General features: G+C 30.7%; 11 protein-coding genes. 7 read left to right on the forward strand and 4 right to left on the reverse strand.

Annotated elements, in window-relative coordinates; all coding sequences use genetic code 11:
• The first annotated feature begins 75 nt into the window (after nt 1-75).
• Nucleotides 76-2,100, forward strand: coding sequence for an endonuclease (locus MUN68_RS02970; RefSeq protein ID WP_249995230.1), 2,025 nt, complete (start codon nt 76-78; stop codon nt 2,098-2,100).
• A 42-nt stretch (nt 2,101-2,142) separates the two neighbouring features.
• Here MUN68_RS02970 and MUN68_RS02975 read toward each other — a convergent pair whose 3' ends face one another.
• Nucleotides 2,143-4,257: a M56 family metallopeptidase gene (locus MUN68_RS02975; protein ID WP_249995231.1), complete on the reverse strand. Its 2,115-nt coding sequence runs from the start codon at nt 4,255-4,257 to the stop codon at nt 2,143-2,145.
• Between the two features lie 2 nt (nt 4,258-4,259).
• Nucleotides 4,260-4,619 carry a BlaI/MecI/CopY family transcriptional regulator gene (locus tag MUN68_RS02980; RefSeq protein WP_249995232.1) on the reverse strand — a complete coding sequence of 120 codons (360 nt, stop codon included), beginning with the start codon at nt 4,617-4,619 and terminating at the stop codon, nt 4,260-4,262.
• Nucleotides 4,620-4,771: 152 nt separating this feature from the next.
• On the opposite strand from MUN68_RS02980, the gene MUN68_RS02985 reads away from it, so the two are divergent.
• Nucleotides 4,772-5,713, forward strand: coding sequence for a calcium/sodium antiporter (locus MUN68_RS02985; protein ID WP_249995233.1), 942 nt, complete (start codon nt 4,772-4,774; stop codon nt 5,711-5,713).
• Between the two features lie 62 nt (nt 5,714-5,775).
• On the opposite strand, the gene MUN68_RS02990 is transcribed toward MUN68_RS02985, so the two are convergent.
• Nucleotides 5,776-6,789, reverse strand: a complete 1,014-nt coding sequence (locus MUN68_RS02990; RefSeq protein WP_249995234.1) for a glutamine synthetase beta-grasp domain-containing protein — start codon at nt 6,787-6,789, stop codon at nt 5,776-5,778.
• Nucleotides 6,790-6,977: 188 nt separating this feature from the next.
• Here MUN68_RS02990 and MUN68_RS02995 point away from each other — a divergent pair, with 188 nt between their 5' ends.
• The 5 genes from MUN68_RS02995 to MUN68_RS03015 all read left to right on the forward strand — a co-directional run bounded on the left by MUN68_RS02995 (nt 6,978) and on the right by MUN68_RS03015 (nt 12,624).
• Nucleotides 6,978-9,164, forward strand: coding sequence for a glutamine synthetase III family protein (locus MUN68_RS02995; protein WP_249995235.1), 2,187 nt, complete (start codon nt 6,978-6,980; stop codon nt 9,162-9,164).
• Between the two features lie 247 nt (nt 9,165-9,411).
• Nucleotides 9,412-10,089 (forward strand): hypothetical protein, encoded by a 678-nt coding sequence (locus tag MUN68_RS03000; protein WP_249995236.1) that lies wholly within the window; start codon nt 9,412-9,414, stop codon nt 10,087-10,089.
• Nucleotides 10,090-10,324: 235 nt separating this feature from the next.
• Nucleotides 10,325-10,465 (forward strand): hypothetical protein, encoded by a 141-nt coding sequence (locus MUN68_RS03005; RefSeq protein WP_249995237.1) that lies wholly within the window; start codon nt 10,325-10,327, stop codon nt 10,463-10,465.
• Between the two features lie 296 nt (nt 10,466-10,761).
• Nucleotides 10,762-11,409, forward strand: coding sequence for a Curli production assembly/transport component CsgG (locus MUN68_RS03010; protein WP_249995238.1), 648 nt, complete (start codon nt 10,762-10,764; stop codon nt 11,407-11,409).
• 36 nt (nt 11,410-11,445) lie between these two features.
• Nucleotides 11,446-12,624: an AIR synthase related protein gene (locus tag MUN68_RS03015; protein WP_249995239.1), complete on the forward strand. Its 1,179-nt coding sequence runs from the start codon at nt 11,446-11,448 to the stop codon at nt 12,622-12,624.
• Here MUN68_RS03015 and MUN68_RS03020 read toward each other — a convergent pair.
• Nucleotides 12,621-13,286, reverse strand: a complete 666-nt coding sequence (locus tag MUN68_RS03020; RefSeq protein ID WP_249995240.1) for an ATP-binding cassette domain-containing protein — start codon at nt 13,284-13,286, stop codon at nt 12,621-12,623. The genes MUN68_RS03015 and MUN68_RS03020 overlap by 4 nt on opposite strands.
• Nucleotides 13,287-13,848: the final 562 nt, after the last annotated feature.

The raw sequence follows: 13,848 nt of genomic DNA on the forward strand, positions 1-13,848 counted from the left end.
AAATTATTCATTTAATAATCCTAAAAATCGATTATACTTAAATTGATGATTACATTTGTGTAAAACAGACTATAAATGAAATCTTTTATACTTTTTATTTTTTTAGCTATAATGGTAAATCCATTATTCTCTCAAGTTGTTATCAATGAATTAGATTGTGACACTTCTTTTGAAGGTGACAATTTTGATAAACATGAATTTTTAGAGTTATTATCAGATACTCCAAACTTTCCATTAGATGGTTATGTAGTTGTGTTTTTTAATGGTTCTACATCTGGTGGCAATTCAAGTTACTTCACCGTAGATCTTGATGGTTATGTTACAGATATAAACGGCTTATTACTGATAGGTAGTAATTCAGTAAGTCCTGTCCCTCAATATTTGATTGGAGAGAATGTCATTCAAAATGGAGCAGATGCTGTTGCGATATATCAAGGAAGTTTTTTTGATTTTCCTGAAGAAACCGTTGCAACTATTGATAATCTCGTAGATGTTTTGCTTTATGATACTTCAGATTCTGATGATATAGATATGATCGATATTTTTAATGATGATCCAAGGTTTGCTAATATTCAACAAATCAATGAAGGTTCAGCAAACAATTCAAATTCTATTCAGCGATTTGTAGATACGGAAGGAATAGTAACTTACACATCAACAACTCCAACTCCAAGAGCGTTAAATGATGGAAGTGGTGTAATGCTTAATGGTATTAGTATGTCAATTGCACAAGAACAGTATGATGAGTTTGATACTTTTGATATTACGTTTACTTCGGAAGTTCCTGTTTTAGAAGAATTGAATTTTAATATATTACTCGATAATTTTGGATTTAATACTACAGATTTTACAGGAAACACTTCTATTACAATCCCTTTAAACCAAACTACGGCTACTACAACCATTACTTTAGTTGATGATTCTGATGATGAAGGCGATGAGCTAACAAATATTCGTTTTGAAAGTTTGCCCTCTCAATATTTAGCTCTTAATAATAATTTAATACTTCGTATTGTAGATAATGATTTTACAATGGCTGGTTTTGGAACTCCTTTGGAGCCTACCTATGGAAATGTTGCAAGTACACAGCCTAATGGTTACTACGATTCACTTGATGGCTTAGCAGATGACGAGTTAAGGCAAGCTTTACAAGATATTATTGCTGATCCAAGTGTTGTAAGAGCACAAACTTATGCTGATGTCTTAGATATATTAGTTGAAGCAGATGAAAATCCATTGCATAGTAATCAAGTTTGGTTAGTGTATAAGGAAATAGGGCGTTCAAAATTAGACGTGCAAACCAATTCTGATAATTTTGAAAAATGGAATAGAGAACATACTTATCCAAGATCTAGAGGGAATTTTGGTGATATTGAAGGAGATGATATAGCTGATGGAAGAGATGTTTTTTGGACAACCAAAGCAGATTCAACACGTCATGGGAATTCAGATGCTCACGCACTTCGTCCAGCAGATGCTATAGAAAACAGTACGCGTAACAACAAAAATTATGGTGATCCAGCTTTTGGAGCCTATGATGGTCCTGTAGCTACTTCAGGCAGTTTCTATGGCGATGTCGCAAGAAGCGTTTTATATATGGCTATAAGGTATAATAATTTATCAGTTCTTAGTGGTTATCCTGTGATACCATCAGATATAGAAGACTATCCAGGAGAATTAGGTGACTTAGAAATTTTACTAGATTGGCATAGAAATGATCCACCAGATGATTATGAAATGAATCGAAATAATGTGGTGTATACATGGCAGTTTAATAGAAATCCATTTATTGATCAACCCGATTTAGTTGAATATATTTGGGGAACACAAGTTGGTATGGATTGGGATCAGCAATTAAGTGTTTCTGAATTTGATATGACTAGTATTACTGTGTTTCCTAATCCAACATCAAATCGTGTGTTTATAAAAGGCCTGAAAAATGAAACTAAAATTGAAGTGTTATCCATTGAAGGTCGCAAGATTAAAACTTTCAATTTACAAAATGATGCATTTATAGATTTAGAATTGTCAAGCGGAATTTATTTGCTCAATCTGTATTCAAATAATAAACAGGTCGTCAAAAAGATAATTATTAATTAGTACTAATAAAAAAGCCCAAATCTAAATTTGGGCTTTTTTATTTTAATTTTCAATTGCTTTTATAAATAGCGTGCTACTTTTAGTTATTCCCATTATAATATCTGGAATGGCTTGACTTTTTTCTTTCCAACTTGCACTAGATTTTCTTCCATTATTATCATCTAATGAAATTTTAATACTTGTAATCTCTCCAGCTTTATTGCGTTTTATTTTTGTGAATTTTGCGTCAATTCCATGTGCTTTAAAATCATTTTTCTGTTTGCTTAGATGTGCATCAGTTGAGTTTTTTGAAATGAAAAATTCTACATTTACTTCACCATTATCATCTTCTGATGTAACATGAGTTATTTCGGTTTTAACTTCAACAGGACGACCAATTTTTGTATTAATTATAATCACTCCATTTTTTGCTTCTTTGCCGTAAAGTTTAATAGCGCTTTCATCTTTTAAGACTTCTACTTTGTCAATGTCATTCGGACTTATTTCTGAGATGTGATTTTTGTCAATAAGTTTTCCGTTTAAAATGTAAATAGGCTCTTCTCTATCTGTTTCGTATTTAAACACATTTTTAGAGTTAAATATGATATTGTCTTTATCTTCAGATAATAAATTTTTAGTCCCTTTTTTTGTCATAACTATGACGCCGTTTTTACCTTCAGCACCATATTTTTCTATAGCATTTTCACCTTTTAAAATAAATACGGATTTGATGTCGTCAGAATCTACATCTTCAAAAAGAGATTTTTCAACTTGTTTACCATTAATGAAAAATATAGGGTCTTCAGATTCTGATATGAAAACATTTGAGTTTTTATCATCTGTAGAAAATGTAAATTTATTGTACTTAGTAAAATATACGGAATCATTATTCTTTAAAACTCTAACATCTACTGTAGATGTGCCATTATTGTCCTCTTCAATAACAATTATTTTTCCTGGTTTTTTTGCTGATTTCAGTTTCACATTGCCATCTTTTGTTTCATAAACGAACGTTTTTTTATCTATTGTGCCAACGCTAAAGGTGTCTTTACTACTTTTAAAATGGAATGATTTAATTCCTTCCTCTCCTGATATGTTATAGTTCGAAGAGTTTTTGTCATTCTTGAATTTGGTATTTATACTTGTAATTTCGCCTTCTGAATTTCGTTTTACATTATTGTAATTAAAAAGGATACCATTGCTTTTTAACTTTTCTTTAATTGATTTTAAATCTTCTTTACTAGTGTTTTTTGTGATGATTATCTCTATGTTTTTTTCTGAATCTTCAACCTGATTAGTATCCTCGCTTTCATTTGTAGTTGTTTCTATATATATGTTTTCAGTATTAAAACTCATAATGAAAATGGCTAATAGAGGCAGTACCATAAAAAGCTTTAATTGATTTAGTTTTTTTGATTTTGATTTGTGTAACATGATAATTCGCTTTTTGATTAATGAAGTGTAAAAATTATTTGTAAATACGAGTTGATGATTTTTTATGCTAGCTTTTAATAATACAGTTTGGTAGCTTTTTTTGCAATTAGAAATGTGCTGTGCTTTTTTATCTGCAATAAACTCTAGGTTTTGTTGTAAAGCACTTTTATATAACCAGATAAAGGGGTTGAACCAAAGTATTACAGAGGCAATTTGCGCAATTATTGTATCAATCGAATGTAACTGCTGTGAATGTGCTTTTTCATGATTAATCACATGTTGTAATTCTGTATCATTTAATTGATTTGGATTATAAACGATGTAGTTGAAAAATGAAAAAGGAGCGATTTCCTTATTGGTTTCGATCAGTTTGAATTTCCCAAAAGACTGTTTACTTCCTTTTTTTAAAATTCGTTTAAGAGATAATAATTCAATTATCAATTTTCCAATAAAAAATAGTAGTCCAATGACATATATCCAAACTATTAATTGTAAATAATTAAACTGTTCATTTATAATTGGAGAAGTAATTTCACTAGTATTTGAGATAGTAAATTCTGAAATAGAAACAGGTGTATATTCAATATATATTGGGATGATTATTGAAGGGATGATTGAAGCAATAATTATTCCTATTAACAAAAACCAACGGTTAGACTCAAAAAAAGTATCTCGTTGTAAAAACAATTTATAACACGCATAAAATATAAATAGAATGGCAGACGATTTTAATAGATAATCCATAATTATTTCTTTTTTTCTATTAATGCAATAATCTCTTTTAACTCATCAACACTAATTTTTTCTTCTTTAGCAAAAAAGGAAACCACATTTTTATATGAGTTATTAAAATAGCTTTCAATAGCTGTGTTCATAAATCGCTCTTTATAAGCTTCTTTGCTTACTATAGGGAAATATTGATGTGTTTTTCCATAAGCATTATAGCTTACATAATTTTTCTCTTCTAAATTTCTTATTATAGTTGATAAGGTATTGTAGTGTGGTTTATCATCTTTAATCTCTACTAAAACATCTTTTACAAATGCTTTTTCAAGCTTCCATAAAATATGCATGATCTCTTCTTCTTTGTTAGTGAGTTTTTGCACGCTGATTGTTTTTTAATTAGTCCTTAATCAAATGTATAACTATTTTTATAGTTATACAACTATTAATTTAGTTATTTAACTAAAACTTAAGTTTTCAGAACTAATTTTATGATTAATCAAATGAAGTACTATCTTCGCAAAAAATAGATTTCATGAGTTTACTTTGGATCATCTTAGGATTGATGCTTTTGGTTGTAGGAGGAGAGTTTTTAGTACGTTCTTCAGTTGCTTTATCTTTTAAGCTGAACATTTCTAAAATGGTAATTGGAATGACAGTTGTAAGTTTCGCAACATCAGCTCCAGAGCTTTTAGTAAGCTTGAATGCTGCATTAACTGGTTCTCCTGCAATTGCTTTAAATAATGTAATAGGTTCAAACATTGCAAATATAGGTTTGGTTTTAGGTATTACAGCTTTAGTAAGTTCAATTGTTGTAGATAAAAGCTTCTATAAGCTCAATTGGCCAGTGATGATGTTGTTTTCAATGGCATTGTATTACTTTTTAGCTAACGATAATAAGCTTTCATCTATTGAAGGTGGTGTCTTATTTGGTTCATTAATTTTGTTTTTAATCTTATTAATTAAAGCGGCTAAAAAAGAAAAAGTATTAGAAGAAGTTGATGATAGTCTTGCTGTAGTTTCAAATTTTAAAATAGTTGTTTGGTTACTTATTGGTGCAATAGCATTATATTTTGGTTCAGTTTGGTTGGTAGATGGAGCTAAAGAATTAGCTGCTGCATTAGGAGTTAGTGATGCAGTTATAGCTGCAACGGTTATTGCAATTGGAACAAGTGTGCCAGAATTAGCTGCTTCAGTTATTGCAGCTGTAAAAAAAGAGAAAGCTTTGTCGCTTGGTAATTTAATAGGTTCTAATATTTTTAATATTGGTTCTGTATTAGGTTTAACCTCAATTATAAAAACTATTGAAGTGACAGATGCATCCATTTTATCTCGTGATATTTATTGGATGTTAGCCTTTTCTGCGATATTAATTCCCTTAATAATTATTCCTAAACGAATGAATATATCAAGATACAAAGGGTTGTTGTTGGTAGTTGCTTACGGTTTATTTATCTTCTTTGCTTTTAAATCATAAGAAAAAAAAACGCCTTCTTTGTAAATTAAGAAGACGTTTTGAACAAAACAATATTTTATAATCTAGCTAATGTTAGCAGATTTTACAGTTTTAACAATGCGACCTGCAATTTTATAAGGATCACCATTTGAAGCTGGACGACGATCTTCTAGCCATCCTTTCCAGCCTTTTTCTACTGTAATTATAGGAATTCGAATTGAAGCGCCTCTATCTGAAATACCATATGAGAAATCGGATACGTGAGCAGTTTCATGTAATCCTGTTAGTCGTTCATCATTAAATTCTCCGTAAACAGCCATGTGCTCATCTACAACAGGTCTAAATGCTTCGCATATTTTTTCATATATTTCTTGAGAACCACAAGTTCTTAAGACTGAATTCGAAAAGTTAGCGTGCATTCCAGAACCATTCCAATCGCCTTTTACAGGTTTTGGATGATACTCAATATAGTAACCATATTGCTCAGTTAAGCGATCTAATAAATAACGTGAGATCCAAATTTCATCTCCTGCTTTTTTTGCGCCTTCTGCAAATAATTGATATTCCCACTGTCCAGAAGCAACCTCTTGGTTAATGCCTTCAAAATTTAATCCTGCAGCGATACATAAATCAGCATGCTCTTCAACAAAAGTTCTTCCGTGTGTGTGTCTTCCTCCAACAGAGCAGTAGTACATTCCTTGTGGACCAGGATAACCACCAATAGGAAATCCTAAAGGTAATTGTGTGTGTGTATCCATAATGAAGTATTCTTGTTCAAATCCAAACCAGAAATCATTATCATCATCATCAATAGTTGCTCTACCATTAGTCTCGTGTGGAGTTCCATCAGCATTTAAAACTTCAGTCATTACTAAATAACCATCTTTTCTTGCAGGATCTGGATAAATTGCTACTGGTTTAAGTAGGCAGTCTGAAGCTCCTCCTGAAGCTTGTTTCGTTGAACTACCGTCAAAAGACCAAATTGGGCAATCTTCTAATTTTCCACTAAAGTCATTTTCTACCTTAGTTTTACTTCTCATGTTTTGAGTTGGTTTGTAACCATCTAACCAAATGTACTCTAGCTTTGATTTGCTCATGCTGTTTTAAGTTTTTTAATTTAAAACACAAATATTGTGATTTTTATGTTTTGGTCAAAAAAAATAGGGGGTTTTTAGATGAAATGTTATTAACAATTGTTTAAGCCCTATTTTTTTAGGGGTAAAAATGAATTTAATGCAAATAATGGTTAAATTTGCCCTGATAAATTATATAAATAATAATTGTTATGTCCACACTTAGATTTCATGCCTTAAAAGAAGTATTTAACCATAAGCCAGTTCTTGTTGATGAGAATGTTAGACGATCTGAAATTTTTGGTGCTAATGTTTTTAATGAAACAACAATGCGCCAATATTTAACAAAAGAAGCATTTGAAAGTGTCATGAATGCAATTAGTAAAAGTTCTAAAATTGATAGAATTGTTGCCGACCACATCTCAACGGGTATGAAAGAGTGGGCAATTTCAAAAGGAGCAACACATTATACACACTGGTTTCAGCCTTTAACTGGAGCAACTGCTGAAAAGCATGATGCTTTTTTTGAAACTATTGGAAATGGTTTAGCAATTGAAAAATTTGGTGGAGGTCAATTAGTGCAACAAGAACCTGATGCATCCAGTTTTCCTAATGGAGGCATAAGAAATACATTTGAGGCAAGAGGGTATACTGCTTGGGATCCTACTTCTCCAGCTTTTATATATGGTACAACTTTATGTATACCAACAGTGTTTGTGTCTTATACAGGCGAAGCGCTAGATTATAAAACACCTTTGTTAAGAGCACTACAAGCTGTAGATAATGCAGCTGTTGCTGTTTGTAAATATTTTGATAAGAATGTTAAAAAAGTAAATGCGTCCTTAGGTTGGGAACAAGAGTATTTCTTAATTGATAGTGGTTTAGCCATGTCTAGACCAGATCTTACATTGACTGGGAGAACACTTCTAGGACATTCACCAGCTAAAGGTCAGCAATTAGACGATCATTATTTTGGGACCATTCCTAACAGAGCAATGGCTTATATGCGCGATTTGGAAACCGAATGTATGTTATTAGGAATTCCAGTAAAAACAAGGCATAATGAAGTTGCTCCAAATCAATTTGAATTAGCACCTATTTATGAGGAAGCTAACTTAGCAGTCGATCATAATTCATTGTTGATGGATGTAATGGATAAAGTAGCAGAGCGTCATAATTTTAAAGTTTTATTTCATGAAAAACCATTCGCAGGTGTAAATGGTTCAGGAAAACATAACAACTGGAGTTTAAGCACTGATACTGGAGTTAACTTATTGAGTCCAGGGAAAACACCAATGAGTAACCTTCAGTTTTTAACTTTCTTTATCAATACAATTAAGGCGGTTTATGAAAACGAAGAATTATTAAGAGCAGCTATAGCTTCAGCTAGTAATGATCATCGTTTAGGAGCAAATGAAGCACCACCAGCAATCATTTCAGTATTTATTGGTGAGCAACTAACACATACTTTAAATGAGTTAGAAAATGTGACCAATGGTAAATTATCGCCTCAAGAAAAAACAGATTTAAAGTTAAATGTTGTAGGTAAAATTCCAGATGTATTATTAGATAATACAGATAGAAATCGTACTTCTCCTTTTGCCTTTACTGGAAATAAATTTGAATTTAGAGCAGTAGGTTCAACTGCAAATTGTGCTAACCCAATGACTGTTTTAAACACTATTGTAGCTAAACAATTAGTAGATTTTAGAGGTGAAGTTGAAGGCTTGATTTCTGAAAAAACAATGAAAAAAGACGATGCTATATTTAATGTGCTAAGAGAATATATTAAAAAATCAAAACACATCCTTTTTGAAGGAAATGGTTATGGAGAAGCTTGGGAAAAAGAAGCTAAAAAGAGAGGCTTGAGTAATAATAAAACAACTCCTGAAGCATTAAAAGCTAAGGTGTCTAAAAAAGCAATTCGCCTCTTTGAGGAGATGAATGTCATGAATAAAGTTGAATCTGAATCTCGCTATGAAATTGAAGTAGAAGAATATGTGTTGAGAATTCAAATTGAAGGTCGTGTTCTAGGTGATATTGCTCGAAACCATGTTGTTCCTACTGCTGTTCGTTATCAAAATATTTTAATTGATAATGTAAAAGGGCTCAAGGAAATTTATGGAACTGGTTTTAAAAAACTAGCAAAAGAACAGCTTAATCTTATTGAGCAAATTTCTAATCATATTGAAGGTATTAACTCTAATGTTACAAAAATGACAGAAGAGCGTAAAACAGCAAATGTTATTGAAGATCTAGAAAAAAAGGCCACTACGTATTGCAATATCGTAAAACCTTTATTTGAGGATATTAGGTACCATTGTGATAAATTAGAGCTTTTAGTTGATGACGAACTTTGGCCATTAACAAAATACAGAGAGCTTCTTTTTACAAAATAGAGCTTCTTTTTTGGTGGAAAAATCACATTTCAACTATTTTTTAAACGAGTAATCGAGTTTATAACTAATTCTGTTAAAGAATTGTATTTATTTGACTTGCAATTGTTTTGTAATACTCATCCCTATAATTGATTTTCAATGAGAGTATTGCAATTTCAACAACACATTTGCTTCTTTTTTAATTAATCCATTTTAAAAGTTAAACCTTATAACTTGTGTGTTATTGCATGCAAACTAAAATGTGATTATGATTAAACCTACTACAATGAATTATGTAATATTGAGTGTTATATTATTATTCTCAATGCAAAGTTTCTCACAAGAATTAGTAACCGTTGGAGAAAGACCAGCTTCAGATTCAATTTCAAAGTCAAATTTAAGAACCAAGAATATAATAATGGTTGGTGCAGGTAGTACACTTCTTAATGGAGATGCTAATTCTCCTGAATTTGAAAATTTCCTTCAAATTCAATTAAAACGTTTTATTACTCCAAATTTAAATATTAACGGAAACTTCAAAAAATTTGATATCAAAGATTATGGTTTTGAAACCAAAGGGTTTCTTTCTGGGGATTTAAATTTAGAATGGTATGTGTTTCCAAAAAATAAATTGACACCATATATGTATCTTGGTGCAGGAATTCTTGCTTCAAATAATTTTAAAGATCAAAACTATAAAACTCAAGGAGGATTTGGTTTAGATTATTTAATAACTGATAAAATTGCGATTACAGGTTCAATTGAAGCTAATTATATTTATGATGAACAAAAAGGGTCTCAACTTATGCAAGACGCAGATCATTTATATTATAATGCTCTATTAGGATTACACTTTTATTTCGGGAATAAGAATTCATCCTCACCAAAGAAAATTAAGAAAAACCAATCAAGTATTATTAATTCAAATCCTATTGGAATGTATTGATTGAATAAAAAAAACGTTCAGTTAAACACAGCCTACAAGACCATATATTTATATTGTTTTGTAGGTTTTTTTGTATTAAAACAGTAGGCTTATGTACGTAATTCTACCCTATTTGTAGGAAAAAAGAGGTATTTCAACGCCTTATTTTTACAACTAATCGAAAAAGATGTTAACACCTAACTTTAAGCTGCATAATTGATTAAGTTTGTAGTGCTATTAATCAATTTTTGTAAAAATGAAAAAGTTACTACTTAGTGTGGCTGCTTTAATGTTCGCTACTCTGCTGTTCTCTCAAGATGACTCTTTAGATGTCAATGAGAACCTTACACAAGATGACGTCGTGAAGACCGAATTAAGTTTACAAGCAGAATCGTAAACACTTTATCAGTTGCAAAAGAAACAGTTTGATAAAATGACTTTTATCGACTAGAAAGACAAACGGATTAAAAATATTCGTTTGTCTTTTTTTTGTAATCATAGGTGAAATTATAAAAAAGATAACCTATTGATATTTAATTTTTTATATTACAGCCCAATTTTTCCCTAAATTGTGAACTTTAATTCTCTTTTGTTATTAATTATTAGGTTTAATTAATATTAAAATTGATGATAGCAAAACCGTTTTATTATAAGACAATAGCTTTATTGTGTATATTTTTAATACCCTTTTCCGTGTTAACACAGGAAAAAACTCAAGAAGAAATTTCTGAAGAGACTAGCGAAGTTAAAATTAAAAACGCTTACAGAACTGAATTTTATGACCTAAGAGGTGCAAATGTATTTGATGTTGCCTTTGGTACTTCGGTGATTAATGGCGATTTCGTAGATCCAATGTTTGAAATTTATAGCCATTTAGGTTATAAAAGACATATCACGCCATATTTAGGAATTGATATTGGATACCATAAATTCAATTTAGCGTATATCGATGTGTATAATGAAGGCTTTATGTCATTTGATCTCAATCTTGAAGTTATAGTGCTTCCTCATAGTAAATTTTCGCCTTTTATTTTTGCAGGTGCAGGTTTAAATGCATCTAACCATTTTAAACAAACTGCCAATAAGTTTCAAGGTGGTGGTGGAATAGAATATATCGCTTCAGAGAAAATTGGTGTAAAGTTATACACAGATTATAACTATGTTTTAAGTGATGAACTTGATGGTCTTGAGGCTGGAAACTCTGACGATACATATTTTAGGTTAGCTCTTGGTGTTAATTTCTATTTTGGTGGTTCAAAAATGAAATCTAAAAAAGTAGAAGCACAAGCTACTGTAATTGATTCTAATCTTTTAAATGATGAATATTACGGTAAAAAATAGATAACAATTGTTACTTTTGTGGTCTAATTTTAGGTTATGAGTCAAGACATAAGTAAACGCTATGCACTTCGTGGTGTTTCGGCATCTAAAGAAGATGTTCATAATGCCATAAAAAATATCGACAAAGGATTATTCCCTAAAGCATTTTGTAAAATTGTTCCAGATTATTTAACTAATGATGACGATTATTGCCTAATTATGCATGCTGATGGAGCTGGTACAAAATCGTCTTTAGCATATATGTATTGGAAAGAAACTGGAGATATTTCAGTTTGGAAAGGCATCGCTCAAGATGCTCTCATAATGAATATCGACGATCTGATTTGTGTTGGTGCAACAGATAATATCATGCTATCGTCTACTATTGGTCGTAACAAAAATAAAATTCCTGGTGATGTTATTTCTGCTATTATAAATGGTACTGAAGAACTTATTCAAGATTTAAAATCGTTTGGAGTAACAATTCATTCTACAGGTGGTGAAACTGCAGATGTTGGTGATTTAGTAAGAACTATTATTGTTGATTCTACGGTTACTGCGCGAATGAAACGTAGTCGCGTTATAAATAATGCCAATATTAAACCAGGTGACATAATTGTTGGTTTAGAAAGTTTCGGACAAGCAACTTATGAAACTGAATACAATGGAGGAATGGGAAGCAACGGATTAACATCAGCTCGACACGATGTATTTCATAAATACTTAGCTGAAAAATATCCTGAAAGTTTTGATGCTTCTGTTCCTGAAGATTTAGTGTATTCTGGACAAACGAAATTAACAGATGCTGTTGACGATTCTCCAATTAATGCGGGTAAATTAGTATTATCACCTACACGAACCTATGCGCCAATTATAAAAGCAATACTTTCAAAATATACTAGCGAAAACCTTCATGGAATGGTACACTGTTCTGGTGGAGCACAAACTAAAATTCTTCACTTTATTGATAACTTACATATTGTAAAAGATAATATGTTTCCAATTCCGCCTTTGTTTAAATTAATACAAGAGCAATCTAAAACCGATTGGAAAGAAATGTATCAGGTCTTTAATTGCGGACATCGTATGGAATTATATGTGTCACCTGAAATTGCTGAAGATATCATCACCATTTCAGAATCCTTTAATGTGAATGCTCAAGTGATTGGTCGTGTTGAAGCTTCAGAAAACAAAAAACTGACAATTACAAGTGAATTTGGAGTGTTTGAGTATTAGTGTTTCAGGCTACCAGTACTTAAATATTTAAAAAATTCTAAATCTTTTAAATCATCAATTAGTTTTGTATGTCCATCTTTAAGTAAGTAAATGTCATCTGCTGTTTCAATAATATGTTGATACATGTGATCTGTAATGATAATGGCTTTATTGTGTTTTTCTGTTTCAATAAGTTGTGTGATTTTTTCAATATGTAATGGAGAAATATGAGAGAAAGGTTCGTCTAGTAAGATGATTTTGTAATCTCCTTTTAAAAGTAAATACACTTCAATAATTCGTCTTTCGCCTCCAGATAAATTATTAATAGTATGATTTTTATAGTGCGAAAAGCCATCAAAAAAAGAAATGAATTCACGCCAGTCAACATTCAATAAATTAAAAATACTCGAAACTTTTAAGCGGTTAGGAGTGTAATTGTATTGTGGTAAAAATCCAATAAGTTTTGTTTGGTATAATGGTTTAAGAAACGGCTTGTTGTTAATTCGTATTAGCTTATATTTTGGTTTTATGACTCCAAAAATAATTTGGAGTAAACAACTTTTTCCACCTCCATTACTACCAATTATTGCAGTTGTTTTTCCTGTTTCTGCCTTTAAATAAATACCATTTAAAATCCGTTTATTCGAAAAGTAAAGTTCTATGTTATCAACTTCTAAAATCATAATATTAATCTTAAGAGTTGAAAACTTATATAGGTAATACATGCATCTATAACGAAAGTGCTTGCATACAATCTGGATGATGAAAAGCCAATATTTTTATAAAAAATTAATTTTTTTTGAACTGAAATTTCATTCGTATAATACCAGAGGAAAACGGTTAGTAACAACTTTGTGATTAATATTGAAACCATACTTGTATTAATGACAAAAAGAATAACCGTTAGAATTATAGACCATAAGATTAACGAATTATAAAAAGCGAAAATAATTTTTAACTGTTTCATTCTTATAAAGAAACTCAATCTCATTAAAAAAAGCTCTTATAGTATAGTTAAAATTTAAAAGACTAAATAAATCCTTTGATTAGCAATAAAAACCCACAGGTTACACAGCTGTCAAATAGAAAAATTACACTAAAGAATGTTAGGTTGGAAACACCTCGTATTTTATAAAAACGAAGTCGTTGCCTCATTTTTCTATCATTCAAAATAAACCACAACACAAAAATTATACATAATTTGGTGCTGAGTGCTATAATCAATTCCGGATTAATAATCGTAAT

The organism is Psychroserpens ponticola (genome assembly GCF_023556315.2).
Classification (GTDB): domain Bacteria; phylum Bacteroidota; class Bacteroidia; order Flavobacteriales; family Flavobacteriaceae; genus Psychroserpens; species Psychroserpens ponticola.